At 71.5% G+C, this 21,585-nt stretch carries 17 protein-coding genes and 1 pseudogene; 7 read left to right on the forward strand and 11 right to left on the reverse strand.

The window, feature by feature from the left end:
- Nucleotides 1–232 precede the first annotated feature (232 nt).
- From ACSHV8_RS39780 to ssd, 5 genes and pseudogenes are all read right to left on the reverse strand, one after another.
- Complete coding sequence (locus ACSHV8_RS39780; protein WP_436524618.1) at nt 233–973, reverse strand: type II secretion system F family protein; 741 nt, start codon at nt 971–973, stop codon at nt 233–235.
- Nucleotides 964–1,218: a hypothetical protein gene (locus ACSHV8_RS39785; RefSeq protein WP_436524620.1), complete on the reverse strand. Its 255-nt coding sequence runs from the start codon at nt 1,216–1,218 to the stop codon at nt 964–966. Before ACSHV8_RS39785 ends, ACSHV8_RS39780 begins: the two co-directional genes overlap by 10 nt.
- Entirely contained in the window at nt 1,218–1,946 is a 729-nt protein-coding gene (locus ACSHV8_RS39790; RefSeq protein WP_436524622.1) for a type II secretion system F family protein, read from the reverse strand. Before ACSHV8_RS39790 ends, ACSHV8_RS39785 begins: the two co-directional genes overlap by 1 nt.
- Complete coding sequence (locus ACSHV8_RS39795; RefSeq protein ID WP_436524624.1) at nt 1,943–3,103, reverse strand: TadA family conjugal transfer-associated ATPase; 1,161 nt, start codon at nt 3,101–3,103, stop codon at nt 1,943–1,945. The genes ACSHV8_RS39790 and ACSHV8_RS39795 overlap by 4 nt, the downstream gene beginning before the upstream one ends.
- Nucleotides 3,100–4,234 (reverse strand): annotated as a pseudogene (ssd, locus tag ACSHV8_RS39800) (septum site-determining protein Ssd). The gene ACSHV8_RS39795 and the pseudogene ssd overlap by 4 nt, the downstream one beginning before the upstream one ends.
- 203 nt (nt 4,235–4,437) lie before the next feature.
- On the opposite strand from ssd, the gene ACSHV8_RS39805 reads away from it, so the two are divergent.
- Both ACSHV8_RS39805 and ACSHV8_RS39810 read left to right on the forward strand, forming a co-directional pair.
- Complete coding sequence (locus tag ACSHV8_RS39805; RefSeq protein WP_436524626.1) at nt 4,438–4,812, forward strand: STAS domain-containing protein; 375 nt, start codon at nt 4,438–4,440, stop codon at nt 4,810–4,812.
- Between the two features lie 312 nt (nt 4,813–5,124).
- Entirely contained in the window at nt 5,125–5,928 is an 804-nt protein-coding gene (locus ACSHV8_RS39810) for an HAD family hydrolase (RefSeq protein ID WP_436524628.1), read from the forward strand.
- A 749-nt stretch (nt 5,929–6,677) separates the two neighbouring features.
- Here ACSHV8_RS39810 and ACSHV8_RS39815 read toward each other — a convergent pair.
- Entirely contained in the window at nt 6,678–7,157 is a 480-nt protein-coding gene (locus tag ACSHV8_RS39815; protein WP_436524630.1) for a PH domain-containing protein, read from the reverse strand.
- A 33-nt stretch (nt 7,158–7,190) separates the two neighbouring features.
- Nucleotides 7,191–7,922, reverse strand: coding sequence for an oxidoreductase (locus ACSHV8_RS39820; RefSeq protein ID WP_436524632.1), 732 nt, complete (start codon nt 7,920–7,922; stop codon nt 7,191–7,193).
- A gap of 181 nt (nt 7,923–8,103) precedes the next feature.
- Between ACSHV8_RS39820 and acs the strand changes: the two genes are divergently transcribed.
- From acs to ACSHV8_RS39840, 4 genes are all read left to right on the forward strand, one after another.
- Nucleotides 8,104–10,089 (forward strand): acetate--CoA ligase, encoded by a 1,986-nt coding sequence (gene acs, locus ACSHV8_RS39825; protein ID WP_436524634.1) that lies wholly within the window; start codon nt 8,104–8,106, stop codon nt 10,087–10,089.
- A gap of 243 nt (nt 10,090–10,332) precedes the next feature.
- Nucleotides 10,333–12,726, forward strand: coding sequence for an immune inhibitor A domain-containing protein (locus tag ACSHV8_RS39830; RefSeq protein ID WP_436537120.1), 2,394 nt, complete (start codon nt 10,333–10,335; stop codon nt 12,724–12,726).
- Nucleotides 12,727–12,854: 128 nt separating this feature from the next.
- Complete coding sequence (locus ACSHV8_RS39835) at nt 12,855–13,274, forward strand: hypothetical protein (protein ID WP_436524636.1); 420 nt, start codon at nt 12,855–12,857, stop codon at nt 13,272–13,274.
- Nucleotides 13,275–13,334: 60 nt separating this feature from the next.
- Entirely contained in the window at nt 13,335–14,249 is a 915-nt protein-coding gene (locus tag ACSHV8_RS39840; RefSeq protein WP_436524638.1) for an alpha/beta fold hydrolase, read from the forward strand.
- 56 nt (nt 14,250–14,305) lie between these two features.
- Here the strand turns inward: ACSHV8_RS39840 and ACSHV8_RS39845 are convergent, their stop codons facing one another.
- The 4 genes from ACSHV8_RS39845 to ACSHV8_RS39860 form a co-directional block, all read right to left on the reverse strand.
- Complete coding sequence (locus ACSHV8_RS39845) at nt 14,306–14,671, reverse strand: hypothetical protein (protein WP_436524639.1); 366 nt, start codon at nt 14,669–14,671, stop codon at nt 14,306–14,308.
- Nucleotides 14,668–18,414, reverse strand: coding sequence for an SseB family protein (locus ACSHV8_RS39850; RefSeq protein ID WP_436524641.1), 3,747 nt, complete (start codon nt 18,412–18,414; stop codon nt 14,668–14,670). The genes ACSHV8_RS39845 and ACSHV8_RS39850 overlap by 4 nt, the downstream gene beginning before the upstream one ends.
- Before the next feature lie 247 nt (nt 18,415–18,661).
- The gene (locus ACSHV8_RS39855; protein ID WP_436524643.1) at nt 18,662–18,955 is read right to left on the reverse strand and encodes a WXG100 family type VII secretion target; all 294 of its coding nucleotides are present in this window, start codon (nt 18,953–18,955) and stop codon (nt 18,662–18,664) included.
- A 19-nt stretch (nt 18,956–18,974) separates the two neighbouring features.
- Entirely contained in the window at nt 18,975–19,292 is a 318-nt protein-coding gene (locus ACSHV8_RS39860) for a WXG100 family type VII secretion target (protein WP_436524645.1), read from the reverse strand.
- A gap of 279 nt (nt 19,293–19,571) precedes the next feature.
- Here ACSHV8_RS39860 and ACSHV8_RS39865 point away from each other — a divergent pair, with 279 nt between their 5' ends.
- Nucleotides 19,572–21,572 (forward strand): type VII secretion protein EccE, encoded by a 2,001-nt coding sequence (locus ACSHV8_RS39865; RefSeq protein WP_436524646.1) that lies wholly within the window; start codon nt 19,572–19,574, stop codon nt 21,570–21,572.
- Nucleotides 21,573–21,585: the final 13 nt, after the last annotated feature.

Here is a 21,585-nt window from a genome sequence, read left to right on the forward strand (position 1 = left end):
TCGTTCCTCTCCGGCCCGGCCGCCCGGCCGAACCGAAGTTCCGGGCGAGACGCGAGATCGCGCCCCGCACCGGGTTCCGGCCACGACGCGAGATCGCGCCGGGCACCGAAAGGGGTTCCGGGCTCGACGCGAGATCGCGCCGCGCGCCGAAAGGGGTTCCGGGCTCGACGCGGGATCGCGCCGCGCACCGGGCGTTTTGAGCGCGCCGCGGAGATCGCGCCGCGCCTCGGTCTCACAGGACGTCGCCGAGCACCTCCCCGAGCACGGCGACCATCACCGGCATCAGCCCGGCCAGCAGAAACGCGGGCAGGAAGCACAGTCCGAGCGGCAGAACGATCAGCACCCCGGCCCGCTGCGCGGCCGCCTCGACGGCCACCGAACGGTCGGCCCGTAGTTCACCGGCTAGCCGTTCGAGGGCTCGGGCCAGTGCGCCGCCGCTGGCGCTGGAACGCACCGCGGCCGCGGCCAGCCGTTCGGCCCCGGTCACCTCGGCCACGTGCGCCCAGGCCTCGGCCGGTCCCGCGCCGAGCCGAAGCGACCTGGCGGTTCGTTCCATCCGCGCACCGAGCGGCCCGCCGAGCGCGTCGGCGACCGCCGCCGCGGCCCGATCCACCGGGGCGCCGGCTCGCAGGGCGGCGGCCAGCAGGTCGGCGCCGAGCGGCAGGTCGGCCAGTGCTTCCCGGCGTTCCCGTTTGACCTCGGCCGGTTCCTGCCGGCGCAGGAACCGCGCGACGCCGATCCCGGTGGCCGCACCGATCGGCACGCCCCATCCGCCCCCGATCAGGCCGGCGACGCCGATTCCGGCGATCGCCGCGATCAGGATCTGGTTCCGCCGGTCGTTCCGGGCGGTCGGCGGCTCGTTCTCGGCGGCCGTCCCGATCTGTTTGAGTCGTCGACCGGCTCGGCGCCGATGCAGTACCGGCACGACCAGCACGAGTACGGCCGCCACCACGAAGACGAAGGTCACGGCCACGCCTCGACCACCTCCTCCAGCCAAGGCGCGATCTCCGGAGAAGACGCCAGCTCGACGGGCAGGAGAGACGCCGACTCGACGGGCGGGAGCGGCACCGGATGGGGCGCCGGTTCGACGGCCGCCGCGTGGCAGACGCTGAGGGAGGAGCGGGCCCCGAGCAGCACCGCCACGCAGCACTCGCGCAGCGGCATCCGCACCGGCCCACCCGGCCGGAGCACCGCCACCGCCCCGCATGTCGGTTCCATCAGCGCGGCCCTTCGACGAGCCGTCGCGCCCACCGCAACCCGCCGCACTGCAGCAGCACGGCGGCGATCGCACAGGCCGCCCCTAACGGCGTACGCAAAAGAATCTGAAGTGGATCTGCCCCGATCGAGTAGCCGAGGGCGATTCCGCCCAGCGGCAGCGCGGCCAGCAGCACCGCTGTCGCGTGCGCCCCGGCCGCCTGCGCGGAGGCCGAGGCCGCGGCCCGGTCGACCGCCCGAGCATCCGATTCGATCCGTTCCAGCAGGTCGGCGGCCGGGGCTCCGGTGCGTTCGGCCAGCCGCCACACGGCCCCGGTCAGGTGGGTGAGTCGCCCGTCCCCGTCGAGCGGGCCGGCGGCCACCAGTGCGGGCGGCAGTCCGGCCCGCAGGTCGGCGACGAGGGCGGACAGCCCGTCCAGGGCGGTCGCTCGCCCGGCCGCGACCCGTTTGCGCCCGGCCCGCCGCAGCCATTCGGCCATGCCGAGCGCGGCGTAGATCGCCCCGATCAGCGCCGCCACCGGCCCGCCGAGCAGCAACCCGGCCAGGGCAGCCAGCCCGGCGGCCCCGAACACGCCGCGACGGCCGAGTTCGCTCACCGGCATCCGCAGCCGCGGCAGCGTGCCGAGGCGGAACGCCGGACGAGCACCGGAGAGCCTCGCCAGCACCCCGGCGCGCGGCCACGCGAGGGCGACCGCGCATCCGAGCAGGCACACGACCAGTACCGCGATCACGACGCCCCCAGCACGGGTGGCACCCGAACCCCGCGGTCCGTCAGCATCCGTCCGAGCCGACCGGCCCCGGATCCGGGGCCCGAGTTCCGCTCCCACGCCGGGATCACGGTCGTCAGCCGGGACTCCCCGGACGGCACGAGCACGCTTATCGACTCCAGCACCCGCCCGTTCGCGCTGCGCCGCACCTGCAGCACGACTTGCAGCGCCGCCAGCACCTGGGCGTGCAGCGCGGCCCGGGGCAGCCCGCCGAGCATCCCGAGCGCTTCCAGCCGGGCCGGCACGTCGGCCGGCGCGTTGGCGTGCAGTGTTCCGGCCCCGCCGTCGTGCCCGGTGTTGAGCGCCCCCAGCAGGTCCACGATTTCGGCCCCGCGACACTCCCCGATGACGAGCCGGTCGGGCCGCATGCGCATCGCCTGCCGTACGAGATCGGTCAGCCCGACCACCCCGGCCCCCTCCACATTGGCCGTCCGCGCCTGCAGCGCGACCACGTGCGGGTGCACCGGCCGTAGTTCGGCCGCGTCCTCGACCAGGACGATCCGTTCGGTCGGGGGTACCAGCCCGAGCAGGGTCGCCAGCAGCGTGGTCTTGCCGCTGCCGGTGCCGCCGGTCACCAGGTAGGCCAGTCGGGCGCTGACGATCGCTTCCAGCAGCGGCGCCACCGCGGCCGGCACGGTCCCGTGCGTGACCAGGTCAGCCAGGCTGAACGGGCGCTGCCGGAACGTCCGCAACGACAGGTACGGCCCCTGGGTGGCGACCGGCGGCAGGACGGCGTGCAGCCGGGTTCCGTCGGGCAGTCGCGCATCCGCGTACGGCTGGCCGTCGTCCAGTCGCCGCCCGCAGGCCGCGACTAGTCGCTGGGCCAGCCGGCGCACGTCCTCGGTCTCGCCCAGCCGGACCGCCACCCGTTGCAGGCCGGCCCCGCGGTCCACCCACACCTGAACCCCGTTGACCAGTACGTCGGTGACGGCCGGGTCGGCCAGCAGCGGCGCCAGCGGCCCGGCCCCGATCAGTTCGTCCCGCACCTGGTCGGCGAGCCGCAGCACGGCCCGGTCGCCGAGCACCCCGTTCTCCCGGCGGACGGCGTTCACGACCGCGGCCGGGGTGGCGTCGACTCCCTCGTAGGCGAACTGGCGCCGCACCCGATCGGCCACGCTCACGCCGTCACCGCCCGGACGCTGGTCAGCTCGTCGATCAGCCGCCGGCACAGCTGGGCCAGGTGCCCTTTCCCGTCCGAGGTCGGCGGGGTGCCGCGTTCGAGCGCCTGGCACATCGCCGGCTCGGGTCGCAGCGAACCGGCCAGCGGTAGTCCGAGTGTCTGCGCGATCTGCCGGGGTCGTAGCCGTCCGGGCGCGGGCCCGCGCACGACCACCGCGATCTCGTCGCAGTGCGGCCGGATCTGGGCCAGGGTGCGGGCCGCCGACGCGGTGGCGCGCAGTTCGGCCGGCACCACGAGCAGGGTCCGGTCGGCGGCCTGCAGGGCCAGCACCGCGGCGTCGTCGACCCGTCGCGGCAGGTCGGCGATGATCACGTCCCGTCCGCGGCGGGCGGCGTCCAGGGTGGCCGCCATCGCCTCGGCCGGCACGCCTCCCAGCTCTTTCCGGTCGAAGGAGAGCAGCACCAGGTCGCCGCGGTGCGGCAGGGCACCGAGCAGGGCGGGCGGGTCGACCCGGCCGCCGGCCTCGGCCAGGCCGGGCCAGCGCAGGCCGCTCACCTGCTCCCAGCCGAGGACCAGGTCGAGGCCGCCGCCGAGCGGGTCGGCGTCGATGAGCAGAGTCCGGTGCCGGGCGTCGACGGCCATCGCGGCGAGCCCGGCGGCGAGGATGCTCGCCCCGGCGCCGCCGCGTCCGCCGATGACGGCCAGGGTGCGCGAGACCGCGGGCGGGCGCGGCCGGTCGGCGAGCTGCTCGATCAGCCACGGCTCGGCTTCGGCGCGAGACCGCGGGCGGGCGCGGCCGGTCGGCGAGCTGCTCGATCAGCCACGGCTCGGCTTCGGGCAGCACGACGATGTGGTCGGCGCCGAGCGGTTCGGCGGCCGACCAGGCCTCCTCCCCCGGTGCGCCCCGGGCGACGACGATCACCCGGGGCCGGCGTGGCAGCCGGGCGCGCAGGCAGGGAACGGCCTGGTCGGCGCCGATCAGGGCGATCGGGGCGAGCAGGTAGCGGGGGCGGGCGGCGGCCGGGTCGGACGCCACCTCGACCTCGCTGCCGGCGGCGGCGGCCAGGCGCAGCAGGTCGTCGAGCAGGTCGGAGTCGGCGGTGACCAGGAGCGGGCGGGGCGGCAGGGGCATCGCGGTCTCCCATGGGATGCGCAGATTGGGCCCGCCCAACCTCCCGGCCCGGCCGGTTCCCGGCAATCGAGCGCCCCGCGACCTGTGGATAACTTCCGACGCTGTGGATATCGGCGGTCGGGTATCTGGATCTGTTAGGCCCATCAACGTATGGAGCGGCGCGCGTTGGGTATGTTGGGCCGACACGGAGCGATGGAGTTGGTATGGGTAACTCGATCCGGACCACGCTCGCCGACGACGGGGCGGTCACTGTCACGGTGATCGGGGAGATCGACTTCTCCAACGCCGACGAGGTGGCCGACGGCATCCGGGATGCCATCACCGACTGGTCACCGTCGACCGTCCACGTGGATCTGCGCGACGCGTCCTTCATCGACTCGACCGGCCTCGGCGCCCTGATCGAGGGTTATCGAGCGGCCACGGAGAGCGACATTCGCTATGTGGTGCTCAACCCGAGCCCGACGTTTCGCCGGGTCCTCACCGTGACCGGCCTCAGCGAGTTCTTCGGCCTGATCGAGACCGGGGCGACGGAGAGCCTGGTCGAGTTCCGCGAGGCGGAGAGGGCGACCGGAACCTGAGCGCTGAAGGGAACGACCCCCGCCGGGGGAGGCGGGGGTCGTCCTGGGATTCGGCTCCGGGGGGGTCGAGCCGAATCAACTCGGTGGTACCGCGGGGGGCGCGGCCACCGAGGGCCATATCATTTAGGTCTACGCGACGCGACGGTAATAACACTATTCCCCGGCGCAAACACAAGTCTGCCTCAGACTGAGGCGGCAGTCGAGTACCGAATGTAACTCGATGCAAGGTCCCTGCCCCTCTGACCGTTTTCACAGCGCGTCACGGCGATCGGGTGCTCGCTCGCGGGCCCCTTGCGGCTACACTTTCGGCCCGTGGGCCCCAGTGCCGCGTTTTTCGACCTAGACAAGACCGTCATCGCCAAGTCCAGCGCGCTGGCCTTCGGACGGCCCTTCTATCGCGATGGCCTGATCAGCCGACGTGATGTGGTGAAGTCGGCCTATGCCCAGCTGATGTTCCGGCTCGGGGGCGGCACCGACGAGCAGGCCATGGCCCGCACCCGGGATTATCTGGCCGCCCTGTGCAAGGGCTGGCGGGTCGATCAGGTGCAGCAGATCGTCGCGGAAACTCTCAACGAGCTGATCAACCCGTATGTGTACGCGGAGGCCGCCGCGCTGATCGCCGAGCACCAGGCGGCCGGGCGTGACGTGGTGCTCGTGTCCGCGTCCGGTGACGAGATGGTCCGCCCGATCGGCGAGCTCCTGGGCATCCGCGACGTGATCGCGACTCGCATGGCGATCGTCGACGGGCGGTACAGCGGGAAGGTCGAGTTCTACGCGGCCGGCCCGGCCAAGGTCGTCGGCATTCGCGAGCTGGCCGCCACCCGTGGTTACGACCTGAGCCAGTGCTTCGCCTACTCCGACTCCAGCAGCGACCTGCCGATGCTGGAAGCGGTCGGTCACCCCAGCGTCGTCAACCCGGACCGGGGCCTGCGCCGCGTCGCCGTCGAGCGCCGCTGGCCCGTGCTGGAGTTCCGCCACCCGATCGCCCTCGGCAAACGCCTCCGCGACCGCCCGGCCGTCCCGATCACCGCGGCCGCTCTCGGCGTCGGCGTGGGCGTCGCCATCGGCTTCGCCCTCTACGGCCGCCACCGCCGCTCCCGCGCCGCCGTCGCTTGAAGATCAAACCCCCGATTTGGTACGTGATGAGCACCGCGCCCGTCGCCACCCCTCCGCGACGTAGCCCCGGTGCCGCCCCCAGCCAACTCTCCGGGGCGCCTCAAACACCGCTGAGCACCAGCCCACGGACTCCGGCCGGCGTGGCCGCCATCTCGCGCGAGCCCGCCGCACAGGCGCCGACCGGGCGACTGGGGGCGTGGACGGGGTTGTTGCTCTGACCGCAACCACCCGACCACGTCGCCCTTGCGGGCTGAGCGTTCTGGGCGCGCCAGCGCCCTGCTCAGACCGGAAGGGTCCCCGCGGGAGCGACGATCCGGACCACGGCGGACCTGGGACATGAAGGTCTTGAATTTGATCTTTGTTTCGGGGGAAAACGCAATGACCAGGGCGGATGGCTTTGGTCTGAGTAATTGCGGAACGCCAGATTTGCCGGGCTGAAACCTGGCGATCATGCCGGGAGCGGCGTAGAAAAGAGGCGCGGAGCCAAGAGGAATCGAGTTCAGACCGAGGTTGGGTCGGCCGATTGTTCGGGCACCGTGCACGGCCACCGGGAACCCACGCGCGATCAGCCACGGCAGGCACGTTGCGACGGGACCTCCGCCTCAGGTGGTGCTTCCGCCTTCTCTGGGGATCATCATCACCGGGCCGCAGGACTGTCGACAACGACCCAGGTGCACGCTTGATAACCCGGTCCGGACGCGCAAAGCCGGCGCCCCCGCGAGGGACGCCGGCTCTTTACCGTCGGTGGTTCACTGTCCGGTGGCGGCTTTTCTGTGCCGGTTGCGGATCTCCTGGTAGACGGCTCGGAAGACGGTCGGGCGGGAGTGGAAGTCGACGCCCTTCTCCCACAGCTCGGTGTTGACCGTCTGGCCGTCGAGGCGTTCCAGGAGCACGGTGTTGCCGCTCTCGATCTCCCACGGTCCCAGGCGGTGGCGGGCCCGGTGGATCCGGACGCCGCCGATCTCGCGCCAGTGCATGACGCGCGATCGCAGCAGGCCACGGATCAGCACACCTTCCGTGCTGACGTAGACGCCGAGCTGCAGGATCCGCCACGCGCCGACCACCCAGACGGCGGCGAGCAGGCCCGCGACCACCCGCACGCCGTGGCCCATCAGGTCGAACTGCCGGACCGTGGCCCAGCTCAGCATCGCCAGAGCGAAGGCCTCCCACGCTATGACCAGCCAGCGTCCGGAGCCGGGCTCGTACGGACGCACCCAGTTGTCACCCACCCGAAAAGTATGCGACTTGCCGATGATCACAGGTCAGACGGCCGCCAGGACCTGATCGCCGATCGTGGTGATCTCCTCCGCGCCGGCCGTGATCGCGGCCGCGTAGTGCCGCAGCCAGGAGCGGACGCCGTCGGGGGTGCCGGTCGCGTAGGCGCCGGCCGAGCCGACGTATTCCGGCTCGCGGGACAGGTGCCCGACCTCGACGCCGACCAGGCCGCGCGGGTCGAAGCCGCGGCCGATCAGGGTGAGCCGGGCGGCGGCGCGGGCCACCACACCGGCCGGACCGGCGAACGGCCGCAACGTGATCAGCTCGGCGTGCACGATCGCGGCCAGCAGCAGCGGCGGGGTCTCGTCGTTGCCGGCGACCAGGCCGGCGAGCGCGTCGATCCGCTCGGCACCGCCGGTGAGCCGGCCGAGGTGGTCGGCGTGGACGACGCCCCGGGCGGCCAGGACGTGCAACTTGGCCAGGACCTGGCGGGGTGCTCGGGGCCAAAGGTCGACCAGGCCGCCGAGCCCCTCGGCAACCCGCAGGGCGCCCTGCAGGACCGGGTCGGTGACGGTGCCCGCGCGGACGTCGTCGAGCTCGTGAGGATTGCCTTCCAGGGCGGCGCTGGCGACAGCCGCGCGCAGGCTGGCCTCGGCGGCGACCTGGCCTCCGTGCCGGCGCAGGGCGCGGTGCCGCATGGCGGTGTCGACGCTGTCCCGGGCCGCGGCCAGGGCCGGAGCGACGTCAGCGAGGTCGAGCAGGGGTGCTAGTGGATCCACCCGAACAAGGTAACCGGTAAAACGGCGGAAACACGGGGTGCACAAACAAGTGTGGAACTGGCAAGATTCGCGCAGTACCGAGCACATACGCGTCACTCGGCGCGCACCCCTGTCGCTGGGCCGCGCTGACGGAACTAGTGTGCAACAAAGAGATCCCGGTCACGGCAGAGGAGCCGCCCTCATGAGCGAGACACTGGAGAACCTGTCCTCGGAGACGCGGCGGTTCCCACCGCCCGCCGAGCTTGCGGCCGCCGCGAACGTCAAGGCCGAAGCGTATGACGAGGCGGCCGCCGACCGGCTGGGCTACTGGGCCCGCCAGGCCGAGCGGCTCGCCTGGGCCAAGCCGTGGGACCAGGTGCTGGACTGGTCCAACCCGCCGTTCGCGAAGTGGTTCGTCGGCGGCGAGCTGAACGTGGCCTACAACTGTGTGGACCGGCACGTCGAGGCCGGCCACGGGGACAAGGTCGCCATCCACTGGGAGGGCGAGCCCGGCGACACCCGCACGGTGACCTACGCGGATCTGCTGAAGCTGGTCTCGCAGGCCGCGAACACGCTCACCGACCTCGGCGTGACCGCCGGCGACCGGGTCGCGATCTACCTGCCGATGATCCCCGAGGCCGCGGTCGCGATGCTGGCCTGCGCCCGGATCGGCGCCACGCACAGCGTGGTGTTCGGCGGCTTCTCGGTCGAGGCGCTCTCCACCCGCATCCAGGACGCCGACGCCAAGGTCGTGATCACCGCCGACGGTGGTTACCGTCGCGGCAAGCCGTCCGCGCTGAAGCCGACCGTGGACGAGGCCGTGGCCCGCTGCGAGAGCATCGAGCACGTGCTGGTGGTCCGGCGCACCGGCCAGGAGGTCGCCTGGACCGACAAGGACAAGTGGTGGCACGAGACGGTCGAGCAGGCCAGCCCCGAGCACAAGGCGCAGCCGTTCGACGCCGAGCACCCGCTGTTCATCCTCTACACCTCGGGCACCACCGGTAAGCCGAAGGGCATCCTGCACACCACCGGTGGGTACCTGACACAGACCTCGTACACGCACAATGCGGTCTTCGATCTGAAGCCGGAGACCGACGTCTACTGGTGCACGGCCGACATCGGCTGGGTGACCGGCCACTCCTACATCGTCTACGGGCCGCTCTCCAACGGCGCCACCCAGGTGATGTACGAGGGCACGCCGGACACCCCGGACCGCGGCCGCTTCTGGCAGATCGTCGACAAGTACAAGGTGTCGATCCTCTACACCGCGCCGACGCTGATCCGCACCATGATGAAGTGGGGCGACGACATCCCGGCCAAGTACGACCTGTCCTCGCTGCGGGTGCTGGGCAGCGTCGGTGAGCCGATCAACCCCGAGGCCTGGATGTGGTACCGGGAGCACGTCGGTCACGAGCGCACCCCGGTCGTCGACACCTGGTGGCAGACCGAGACCGGCTCGGTGATGATCTCGCCGCTGCCCGGTGTGACCGCGGCCAAGCCCGGCTCGGCGATGACCGCCCTGCCCGGCATCAGCGCCGACGTGATCGACGACCAGGCCCGGTCGGTGCCCGACGGGGGCGGCGGCTTCCTGGTGCTGACCGAGCCGTGGCCGTCCATGTTGCGCACCATCTGGGGTGACGACCAGCGGTTCCTGGACACGTACTGGTCGCGGTTCGGCGCCGGGGCCGGCAACGGCGACAAGTGGATCTACTTCGCCGGGGACGGCGCGAAGAAGGACGAGGACGGCGCGCTCTGGCTGCTCGGCCGGGTCGACGACGTCATGCTCATCTCCGGTCACAACATCTCCACCACCGAGGTGGAGTCGGCGCTGGTGTCGCACCCGGCGGTGGCCGAGGCGGCGGTGGTCGGCGCGACCGACCCGACGACCGGTCAGGCGATCGTCGCGTTCACCATCCCGCGCGGCAACGTGGTGACCGACGGCGACGCCGGCGAGGAGCTGATCAAGGAGCTGCGCAACCACGTGGCCAAGACGCTCGGCCCGATCGCCAAGCCGCGGCAGATCATGCTCGTCACCGAGCTGCCGAAGACCCGGTCCGGCAAGATCATGCGGCGGTTGCTGCGCGACGTGGCCGAGAACCGGTCGCTCGGTGACGTCACGACGCTGCAGGACTCGACTGTTATGGATCTGATCAGTTCCGGCATGCAGTCGGCGAAGTCCGAAGACTGACAGTTATCTATAAGGGCTGGTGGCGTAATCGCCACCAGCCCTTTTGTCCTTTTTGCCGATTGTCATAATATGCCAAGGTCATATCACGTAACCGTTGTTCATCAATCTGCTGTGCGATCCCCGAACATCGGTCAGTTTGCATACGTTCACCTCTAGTCCCGAACCCCGGGGCCGTTTGATGCCAGGCGCGGCACCCTGCGCCCGGCCGCTAAAACGGAGGTAAACGTAGTGCGCAAGGTGGTCGTGGGACTGCTCGGCGCCGCGATGGTGACCACCGTCGGAGCGATGGCTCCAACGATGGCCTTCGCGGCTCCGCCGGCGGATCCGGCTCCGGTGGCATCGACCGGAGACAGCGCTCCGGTCGATGACCTGCCAAATCCGCTTGAGGAGAAGCGTCGCGCACTGCGCGAGGAAGCGGTCTCCCAGGTGGTCAGCGGTGAGTCCAAGGTGGAGACCAGGAACGGTAGTCAGGTCGTCAACCTGGGCAAGACGTACGGTAACGGTGGTTTCGGCCACCCGGGCAAGAACCAGTACGTCGAGCTGGCCCGCGAGAAGACCGACAAGATCTTCGTGATCCTCACGGAGTTCGGCAACGAGCGGCACCCGTCGTACCCGGACCAGGACACGACGACGGCGTACGCCGGCCCGTCGACGTTCGAGGGTCCGATTCACAACGCGATCCCGCAGCCCGACCGGAAGCTCGACAACTCCACGGTCTGGCAGAAGGACTACTCGCAGAAGTACTACCAGAACCTGTACTTCGGCACCGGCAAGGACACCGAGTCGGTCAAGACCTACTTCGAGACCCAGTCGTCCGGGCGCTACAGCGTCGACGGCGAGGTCACCGACTGGGTCAAGGTCAAATACAACGAGGCTCGGTACGGGCGGTCCAACGACAACCCGACCGACGCCAACGGCGACGACCCGGCCGTCTGCGCCTCCAGCAACTGCACCAACGTGTGGGCGCTGGTCCGCGACGCGGTCACCCAGTGGTACAACGACCGGATCGCCGCCGGTGCCACGCCCGCGCAGGTCAAGGCCGAGCTGGCGCAGTTCGACCAGTACGACCGCTACGACTACGACGGCGACGGCAACTTCAACGAGCCCGACGGCTACATGGACCACTTCCAGATCGTCCACGCCGGCGGCGACCAGGCCGACGGTGACCCGTACCAGGGTGAGGACGCCGTCTGGAGCCACCGGTGGTACGCCTACTCGACCGACGCCGGCGCGACCGGCCCGACCGGCAACAAGCTGGGCGGCACCCAGATCGGTGACACCGGCCTGTGGGTCGGCGACTACACGATCCAGCCGGAGAACGGCGGCCTGAGCGTCTTCGTCCACGAGTACACCCACGACCTGGGCCTCCCGGACGACTACGACACCAGCGGCCTGGGCGACAACAGCAACGAGTACTGGACGCTCATGGCGCAGAGCCGGCTCGGCGCCAAGAACGACCAGGCCATCGGCACGCACCCGGGTGACCTGGGCGCGTGGAACAAGCTGCAGCTCGGCTGGCTCAACTACGAGTCGGTCAAGGCCGGCCAGAAGAAGGTCGTCAACCTCGGGCCGCAGGAGTACAACACCGCGAAGAAGCAGGCGCTGGTGGTGAACCTCCCGGACAAGAAGGTCACCACGGATCTGGGCCAGCCCTACTCCGGTAGCAAGCAGTTCTTCTCCGGCAACGCGGACGACCTGAACGTGTCGCTGTCCAAGGCGATCGACCTGACCGGCAAGAGCAGCGGAAGCGTCTCGCTCCAGGGCCGGTACGCGATCGAGCAGGACTACGACTACCTGTACGCCGAGGCCTCCACCGACGGCGGTGCGAACTGGACCAAGCTCGACGGCACGGTCGGCGGCGAGCCGTTCGGCGCCGACGGCAGCGGCGCACCGGCCATCACCGGCTCGTCGGACAACGCCTGGAAGCCGATCGAGGTGCCGCTGAACGCGTACGCGGGCAAGAGCATCCAGTTCCGCCTGCACTACGTGACCGACGGTGGTGTCTCCGAGGGCGGCTTCTTCGGTGACGACCTGACCGTCACCACCGACGGGACCGTCGTCTCGACCGAGGGCGCCGAGGGCACCTCGACGTGGACCGCGGCCGGCTTCAACATCGTCGGGTCGACCAGCACCAGCGCCTACCCGAACTACTACATCGCCGGGTACCGCAGCTACACGTCGTACGACAAGTACCTGCAGTACGGGCCGTACAACTTCGGTTGGGCCAGCACCAAGCCGGACTGGGTGGAGCACTACAACTACCAGTCGGGTCTGCTGATCTCGTACTGGGACACCTCCCAGACCGACAACAACACCAACGTGCACCCGGGATCCGGCCTCAACCTGGTCATCGACGCGCACCCCAAGCCGTTCAACAACCCGACCGGTGTTCCGTGGCGGTCGCGGGTCCAGGTCTACGACGCTCCGTTCGGGCTCTTCCCGACGGACGGCATGACGCTGCACCTGAACGGCGCGAAGTCCGTGGTCTCCCCGCTGTGGGGCAACCCGGTCTTCAACGACAAGGGCAAGTACTACTACGACGAGCTGCCGAACCAGGGCGTCAAGCTCCCGGCCGTCGGCGTCAAGATCGCGGTGCTGGGCCAGCTCGGCACGTCGATGACGGTCGCCGTCTCCTGATCCACCCACCGAAGCGGCGCCCGGGGACCCTACTCCCCGGGCGCCGCTCCCTTTTTGCCTTCACCCCGGAACCGTTCGGGGGCGCGTTTCGTCCCACTGTTGACAGTTCGTGCGGAAAGGATGGGCAGATGCGTAGCCAGTACACGGTCCGGGTCGGAGTCGCGGTGATCGCCGGGGCCCTCAGCGCCGCCTGTGGCACCACCACGCCGTCCTCTTCGGCACCCTCCTCGACCGCCGCCTCGCCGGTTCCTTCGTCGGCGTCCCCGGCACCGCTGCCCACCCTCTCCGAGCCCGGCAAACCGCCCAAGGAGCCCACCGACAACCTCCCGGAGACCGGCTGGGTGGCCGGCATGGTCACCCGGGGCGGCAGCGGCCCCTGCTACGGCCTCACCGCCGACGACGGCACCCGCTACGCGCTCTACAACGCCGACGGCATCACGCTGAAGGACAAGGCCCGGGTCAAGGTGAAACTGGAGACCACGCTGCTGAAGATCTACTGCGGGCCGGGCAACCTGATGGCGATGACCGCGGCCGAGCCGATCGGATGATCCTGCATGGGTTCACGAGTGCCACGTATCGACCGTGACAGCGGAGCATAGGCTTTCCACATGGACGAGTCGGTGGTAATGGCGGAAGGCCCATGGTCACACCGCTTCGTCGGCGCCAACGGCAGCCGGTTCCACGTGGTGGAGGTCGGCACCGGGCCGCTCGTCCTCTTCCTGCACGGCTTCCCCGAATTCTGGTGGGCCTGGCACGACGTGATGACCCGCGTCGCCGACGCCGGCTACCGGGCCGCCGCCATCGACCTGCGTGGTTACGGCCTGAGCGACAAACCCCCGAGGGGGTACGACGGTTACACCATGGCCGCCGACGTGACCGGCCTGATCCGGGCCCTCGGTGAACGCTCGGCCACCATCGTCGGCGCCGGCGCCGGCGGCATGATCGGCTGGGCCGCCGCGGCCTTCCACCCCAAACTCGTCAACCGCCTGGTGGTGCTCGGCGCGGCCCACCCGCTGCGGTTGCGGGCCGCGTTGTTCGCCGACCCTCGCGGCCAATTCGCGGCCTCCGCCGCCATCCTCAAATTCCAGGTGCCACGGTACGAACATGTGCTGACCCGGGACGATGCGGCGCTGATCGGCGAGCTCATCGAGCACTGGAGCAGCCCGGCGTGGGCGGCCACCCCCGAATTCGCGGACTACTCGTACCGCTGCCGGCAGGCCATGCAGATCCCGCAGGCGTCGTTCTGCGCGCTGGAGGCGTACCGGTGGGTGGCGCGCAGCGCGTTACGTCTCCAGGGCTACCGGTTCGTGAAGCTCATGCAGCAGCCGCTCGGCATGCCGACACTGCAACTGCACGGGTCACTGGACACGGCGATCCTGCCGCGCACGGCGCAAGGGTCGGGGCGGTATGTGACGGCGCCGTACGAGTGGCGGCTGCTGCCCGGGGCCGGGCACTTCATCCATCAGGAGGCGCCGGATGTCGTGACCGGCGAGATCCTGCGCTGGCTGAAGAACCCCACCTGACTCGGGCCTTCTCGCTTCCCGGACCCGGGGCTCGTTTTCAGCCCCGGGCTCGCTTGTCAGACGCGGTGCTCGTACAGGTCGCGGATCTCGCTGGCCGGGGCCCAGCCCTGGTAGACGCCGTAGTCGAACTCTTCCAGGCCGAGCCGGCGGGCCACCGGGGCGCGACCCCCGGTGTACTCCAGCCGCAGCCAGGTGTCCGCCTCGGCCAGCACGATGAACGGCTCGCCGCGCCAGGTGCACATCGTCCGGACGTAGGCGACCTCGTCGTACTCGTCCGGCTCCAGGACCCGCACGTAACGCCCGGGCTTGACCTCGGTGAACCCGTCAGCCGGCCGGGTGCCGTAGATCCGCACCTTGTCGCCGTCCGGCACCGCGTCGAACTCCTGGCCCTGCCAGGACACCACGTAACCGTCGCGCATCACTGCTCACCCACCCGGCGCCAGAGCGGCCCGTCCGCGTCGAAGATCGCCACCATGCGCTCGTTACCGTCCGCGTCGATGCGCCACAACTGGGCGCCGTGCGGCAGCCGCACACTGTCCACCTTGAACTCCGCGATGACGTCGCGGCCCTCGCCCGGGGCGAACCCGTTGCCCCGGAACGGCGGCCGCTCGATCACCCAGCCGTCCATGGCCCGCAGGGCCTGCTCGTTCTGCCCGCCGTAGGGGATCCGGTACAGGCTGGGCCGGAACGCCGGCCAGCGCAGCACGAACGCTTCCTTGGCCTCGGACGGGAACGGCGAGCTCTCGTAGTTGAGCCCGAGCGCGCCGAACAACTCGGCCGGAGTCCGCAGGTGCTCGACCTCGGACGCCCGGTGAACGAAACCGGCCACCCGGTCGTAGCCCCGGTCCAGGTAGTAGTCGACCTGGTCGGCCGCGATCGTCTTCTGCATGACGGTGGCGTGCTGCGCCTCGTCGTTGACCGGCTCCGGAGCCGGCACCGTGGCCGCGGTCTCCTCGGCCGCCGGGTTCTCGATCGGATCCGCTCCGAGACCGGCCTCGGTGGCCCAGTTCGCCAGCGCGATGATCTGGGTGCCCGGGTACTTCGCGCCGACCGGGGTGCCCGGGTTGACGGCGAACGACCAGTTCGGGTCCGGCCAGTTGCGGATCAGCTCGTAGAAGCGGGCGCCCACCGTGCGGGTCGGCTCGCCGAAGTGCTCGGAGAGCCGGTCCTTGCTGGTGAAGACGATGAGGAACTTCTCGCCCTCGACCTCCTCCGGCTGGAATGCGAAGCCGGACTCGCCGGGCGCGCTGCCCGGGCGGGAGTGGTGGGCGACCGGGACCAGCACGTTCGCCAGCAGGAGGGTGGAGAGGAAGACGTCGGTGTTCCCGGCGTCGGCCGCGTCCTGCAGTTCCCGTTCGGTCTCGTTGGCCGGGACGAAGTCCTCGTGAGCACGACCGCCCGGACCACTCTGGGCGCCACCGGTCGCCGAGCCGGCAATGCCGAGCCCGGACGAACCCGAGGTCGGCGCGGCCGGAGTCGCCGTGGGCAGCTGGATGATCTGCGTCACATGCGCCTGATTCGCGTACGCCGAAGCCGGGCTGCCCTGCGGGGGCATGCCGATGGCCGGGCCGGGCGCGGACGGCGCGCTGTAGCCGGACGGCGCGTAGGCCGAGGGCGTGGCCCCGCTCTGCCCGTAGGCGTCCGAACCTCCCGGGCCGCCGGCGTAGGCCGTCGCCGGGCTGCTGCCCGGAGCCGCATACGCCGTGGCCGGGCTGCCCGGAGCCGCATAGTCGGTGTTGCCCGGAGCCGCGTAGGCCGCACCCGAGATCGGGGTGCCCGGAGCGGCCGGCGCCGAGACCGGGCGGCCCTCCGGGGAGTGTCCGAGGGCGCTGGGCGAGCCGGGATAGCCGGCGGGCGAGCCCGGAGCACCGGACGTCGCCGCCGGGCCGAACCCGGGCACCAATCCCGCCGGACTTCCCGGGCCGAAACCGGAAGCCGAAGCAGCCGCGCCGTAGCCGGCCGGGCCCTGACCAGCCGGTCCCTGACCGTACGCCGGGGAACCCGGCGTGGGAGCACCCGAACCGGGCCCGCCGTAGCCAGCCGATCCCGGACCCCGGTCAGCGCCGGGAGCACCCGGAATGACCGGCGGAAGCAGACCGGGCCGACCACCCGGCGCCGACCGATCAGCGCCGGGGGCACCGAAGTCGGAACGCGGCAGAGCCGGCGGCGGCCCGGATGGGCCGAATCGGTCAGCCGACGGGTCGCGCTGGGCCAGATTGGGATCCGGAGCCGGAGTACGGCCGCCGGTCAGCGCCTGCGCGGCGGCCGCCATCGAGGCCGGGCGCTCCGAGGGCGGAGTCACCTGGCGGCGGGGCAACCCGCCCGGACCGGTCGGCGGGGCCACGGACGAGGCAGCCGGGGGCAGAGCACCGGCGGGCGAGGCCCCGAGAGCCGGCACGGCCGAGGCCGGGGCGCTCTGCGCGGCCGCGGCCTGGGGCGATGCGGGCCCCTGCGGGAAGCTCGGCGCCGCCGGAGCGGAACCCGGCATGGTCCGGGAGTTGGTGAACCCGGAGAAAGATGTGGTCTGGCTGGGCCCGGCGGCCTGCCCGGGCTGACGCCGCGGCAGGTCGGAGCCGCCACGGGCCGGCGGCGGGTTGATCCCCGAGCCGAGACCCGCGGGCGGACCGGCCGGCGAACCGAGGCCGGCGGGCGAACCGAGACCTGCGGGAGGTCCCGCAGGCGAGCCGAAACCGGCCGGAGGACCGGCAGGCGGACCCGCAGGCGAGCCGAAGCCGGCCGGAGAGCCGGCAGGCGGCCCGAAACCGGCAGGAGGGCCGACGGGCGAGCCGGGAGCCGACGGAGCGCCGGAGGGCGAAGCAGGCGCGCCGGCAGCCGCGTTCGAAGCGAGGCTCGGACCACGCCCGCTGCCGATCGTCGCCCAGCCCGGGTCGACCTGCGCCTCAGCCGGGTCATACGGCTTGACGTGCTCGGGGATCGGCGGCGTGTTGGCCATCGGGGTACGCACCGGCAGCGGCGCGTTCAGATCCTGCAGCGGGCCGCGCGGGTCGTTCTCCGGCCCGAACGGAACCGCGTCGGAGTTCCACCCCGGGGTGGCCGTGCCGCTGCCGGCCGTGCTGCGGGTGGGCAGCGCCGACGACGGGCCGGGCGCACCCGGGAAGTCCCGCGGAATGCCCGGCGACTGGTAAGCGGCCGGAACATCGGCACCCGGACGACCGGGAGCCGGCGCGGCAGGTGCGGGCGGAGCCGCCGGCTGACCGGACGGATCGGCCGCCGCGGGCGTTCGCACAGGCAGCCCGGACGGCGTGGTCTGCCGTGAGGGCGGTCCCGCCGGACGGACGGGAAGGCCACCGGGCGAAGCCCCGCCCGGACCGAACGGTGACGATCCAGGAGCGTTACCGGGGCCGGAGGGCGCACCGGACGTGGCGCCCGGACCGAATCCCGGCGCACCCGGCACGGCACTGGCCGGCCCGAACGGCGCGCCACCGGGCCCGAAGCCGGCCGGGGCACTACCCGGGCCGGAGCCGAACTGCGCGGCCGCCCCCGCCGGAACAGGCGACCCACCAGGCTGTGGAGCGCCGCGCTGAGGCAGCCCACCCGGCCCGGAACCGGGATGAGGCGGCTGCGGGCCGCCCCCCGGATAACTCGGCGGGGCCGCGGCCGGCGCCGACGTCTCATGAGTCGGGCCGCCAGGGCCCTCTCCGGACCGCTTGGCCGCCAGCGCCGCCGCACCGAGCTCCTGGATCTTGGAGGTGCCGTGCACCTCACGCCCCGGACCGCGGGTCGGAAGCCGCAGGTCACCACGCGCGAGCTGAGCGACGAACCAGGCCGGCAGATATCCCTCGATCGGCAGACCGGGATTGACCGCCAGCCACCACTCCAGGTTGGGCCAGGTGTTCGCAAGCTCCGCATAGGGAACCCGGCGGGACGAGCCCGTGTAGTCGGAGAGGCAGGAACGCAGCGCCTCCTGTGAGGTGAACGCCAGCACATGCGTGCGCCCACCGGTGCTCCAGGTGCCCCAGCCGAGCGGCGCCAGACCTGCGAGCGCATCGGCCGAAACCGGCAGCAAGAGGTCGACACCAGCGAGGATGCGGAAATAGGACTCCTGGTCGTCAGTGCGCAACGCATCGCGCATCGCGACCTCAGCGTCCGTAACCGGCTCCCACTCGGACACGTCCACCTCTCCCCACGCGTACGACTGAGCCATCTCGACGCGTATAACCTACAAGGCCAGACCGCAATGACAATGGGCGGCAGTGCGCTGATGACCGAGTTGTATCCCGGCACGCCCGGTCCACGGTCGCGCCGAGCCGGTACGCGCGCTCCAATCGCCCGGCGCAATGATCCAACAACCGATGGTAGCCGTGTCAACCACCCGGGCCAGTACGCGAACGGGCGACCTCAACCCACCCGGATCGGACCAATAGGAACGCCCGAACGGGTGGGTCGCGTCGTCACTGGAACCGTTGTGTCGCCGCCCGTTCGGTCGCCACGTAGTCCGCGGCCGACTCGTCCACCGCGAGTTTGATCTGCCGCAGGATGCCTTCGAGGTCGGCCGAGGCGGCTCGCCACTTGGCCTGACGCTGGGCATACGCCTCGCGCGCCTCGCCGGCCCATCCCTCCACCAGCGGAGCGGCATCCTTCTCGAGCTGGTCGAGTTGTGTCCGCAGCGTGCCGAGCGCCTTGTCGATGTCGGCGCCGGCCTGCTGCAGGGCGCCGAAGTTGACGAGCAGAACTCCGTCGTTCACGAAAATCCTCCGGAAGAAGTCAGAGCGGCAGCGTGAAGGTGCCGCCGGTGCGGGCGACACGGCCGGCGGCGTCGGAATCGGTGGTCTGATAGCCGGCCCCGGAGACCCGGATCGACTGGGCCGTCTCGGCCAGCGCGTGGTTGAGACTCCGCAGATCGGCCGCATACTGCGTCTTGACCTGTTCGAAAGCGCTCGCGCCGAGCCCTTTCCAGGAGCCGTGGAGCGAGGACAGCTCGGTCATCAGCAGGCTCAGCATCTGCTGCAGCGCGCCGTTGACCTCGTCGAATTTCGCCGCGGTGCTCGCCATCACCGCGGACTCCGCCTGCGTGTACGCCATTTCCGAGGTCACCCCCATTCTCTGATGTGGACACTTGCCGAGGTCACCCACGTGTCGCCGCGGATGATCAAGCGGACCGGTCGCGGCCAGGCATCAAGGCTCAGCGTGATCACCTGGTCACGTTCCGAGCTTCGACGCTAGGCGATGGGTGGACGGCGACGGAAGTCCCGAATCCAGGCCTGTGGATAACTCGGGCCTGTGGACGACGGACACGGCCGATTCCGATTCCGGCCTAGCATGAGCCGCGCAAGACGATCGACGTCCATCACGATCTTGGGGGTGCGCGTGGCGGCGGACCTGACAGCACCGCGGCGAGTGGCCGGCCGGCCCGGCGTGCGCCTTCATCAGGTGATCGCCACGCAGGCGGCGGCCGTCCTCGTCCTGGTCGGCATCGCCGCGAGCGGCCCGGCCCGATTCCTGGCCATGGCCTGCGCCGTCCTCGCGCTGATCCTGACCTGGTCTCGCGCTCGCGGGCACTGGGCGTTCGAGTGGCTCGGCGCCGGCCTCCGGTTCCGCGCCGCTCGCCGGCCGGCCGGCACGGTGTTCGATCGTGTCGCCCCGGGCACCCGGGTGACCTCGATCGACCTGCCCGGCGGCCCGGTCGCGGTCCTCGACGACGGTTCCGGTCTCACCGTGCTCCTGGAGGTGGGCGACCCGGCCGATCTGCTGGCCGGCACCTCGCACGAGCTGACCGCGCCGTGGGAGATCGTGGCCGGCGACAACCGCGAGCGCCCGTCCTGCCGGGTCCAGCTCCTGCTCTCGGCCGCACCCGCCGCCACGGCCGGGACCGGCCCGATCGTCACCTCCTACCGGGCACTCGCCGACGGCCGCGCATTCGGGCACGCGCGGGCGGTCCTCGCGGTCCGCGTGCGGCGCGACGAGGGCGGGTCCGACGTCGCGTCGCGCCGCGCGCTGACCGGCCTGGTCCGCAAGCTGACCAAGCGCCTGACGGCGCATCCTCTGGACCGGGCGGCGGCGATTCGCACGATCACCGATTTCGCGTACGGCGTTCCGGCCGCCGAAGTCCACGAGGAGTGGTCGTCCCTGCGGGTCGGCGACCTGTCCCAGACCACGTTCCACACGTCCCCGGAGGCCGGGGTGACGCCCTCGGCCGAGCTGCTGACCCGGCTGCTCCGGCTTCCGGTCGCGGCGACCACGGTGGCCCTGACCGCCGAGCTCCCCGAGTCGGGGTCCGCCGATCCCCTGTCGATCAGCCTGGCGGTGCGCCTGACCGCCTCGGATCCGGCCGCCCTGGAGAGCGCCGCGGCCTCGGTTCGACGCCTGGTCGCCCTGCGCCGCCGGGACGGCGACCATCTCCGGGGTCTCGCGGCCACCCTGCCGCTCGGCGCCTCGGGCCGTCCGCTGCAGGAGGAGTACGGCTGGCACCCGAAACGGGCGTCACCGGCGAGTCCGCGGTTCGACCGGCTGGTTCTGCCGACGACCTGGTCCGGTGTCGTGGTCGGCCGCAACCGGCACGGCAATCCGCTGCCGATCCGGCTGTTCCGCACCGAGCCCACCCGGATGTTGCTGGTCAGCGGCTTGCGCTGCGCGCAGTTGCTGGTCTTCCGCTCGCTGGCGGTCGGCGCCCGGGTCCTGGTGCGCACTCGGCGCCCGCGGGAGTGGGCCGCCTTCGCCCGGGGCACGGCGGCGGATCACGGCACGATCGTCCTGGCGCCGCCCGACCATCCCGTCGAGCCGCCACCGGGCACCCCACTGCGCCCACTTCTGACCATCCTCGACACCGGCCCGGCCGTCGCCGCCCGTCCCGCCCTCGCAACCTCACCGTGGTCCGACCCGTTGACCACGCCGGGATCAGGGATCATGCCTCGGCCCAGCCCGAGAGCCACGCCATGGCCCGAGCAGGCCCGCGGACTCCAGCCCGGTCCGGCCGGGGTCTACCCCGTGCCGCCCCGGCCGCATTCCGCCGATGCCGAGCCGGCCGCGGCCGGGGCCAACTCCGGAGCGCAGACCTGGGCCGGCGGCGGAGATCCGCGCGGGCCGTGGGAGGCCACGGTGACGCTGCGGGAGACGTTCGACAGCACGGACGTGACAGCCGCGTCCGACGCCGATCTGGTTCTGCTGCAGCCCCTGCTCCAGGCCGAGGCCGACCTGGTCGGCACCGCCCTGCACCTGGGTGAGGTGGTCCCGCTGATCGTCGGCATGCGCCCCGACATGATCGGCGTGATCAGTCATCAGGCGGTTCGATGGGCCACGATCTCCCCGACCGACATCGAGAAGGTCCTGATCGGGGACCCGAACCGAACGGCCGGTGAGCGATAGATCTCTATATGTC

Source organism: Actinoplanes sp. HUAS TT8, from assembly GCF_051380535.1.
Taxonomy (GTDB): Bacteria; Actinomycetota; Actinomycetes; order Mycobacteriales; family Micromonosporaceae; genus Actinoplanes.

Bases quoted from the DNA above. Each gene is read 5' to 3' on its own strand.
- ACSHV8_RS39785 (WP_436524620.1), bottom strand. From the start codon at position 1,218: ATGGAACCGACATGCGGGGCGGTGGCGGTGCTCCGGCCGGGTGGGCCG.
- ACSHV8_RS39860 (WP_436524645.1), bottom strand. From the start codon at position 19,292: ATGGCGTACACGCAGGCGGAGTCCGCGGTGATGGCGAGCACCGCGGCG.
- ACSHV8_RS39850 (WP_436524641.1), bottom strand. From the start codon at position 18,414: ATGGCTCAGTCGTACGCGTGGGGAGAGGTGGACGTGTCCGAGTGGGAG.
- acs (WP_436524634.1), top strand. From the start codon at position 8,104: ATGAGCGAGACACTGGAGAACCTGTCCTCGGAGACGCGGCGGTTCCCA.
- ACSHV8_RS39805 (WP_436524626.1), top strand. From the start codon at position 4,438: ATGGGTAACTCGATCCGGACCACGCTCGCCGACGACGGGGCGGTCACT.
- ACSHV8_RS39840 (WP_436524638.1), top strand. From the start codon at position 13,335: ATGGACGAGTCGGTGGTAATGGCGGAAGGCCCATGGTCACACCGCTTC.
- ACSHV8_RS39835 (WP_436524636.1), top strand. From the start codon at position 12,855: ATGCGTAGCCAGTACACGGTCCGGGTCGGAGTCGCGGTGATCGCCGGG.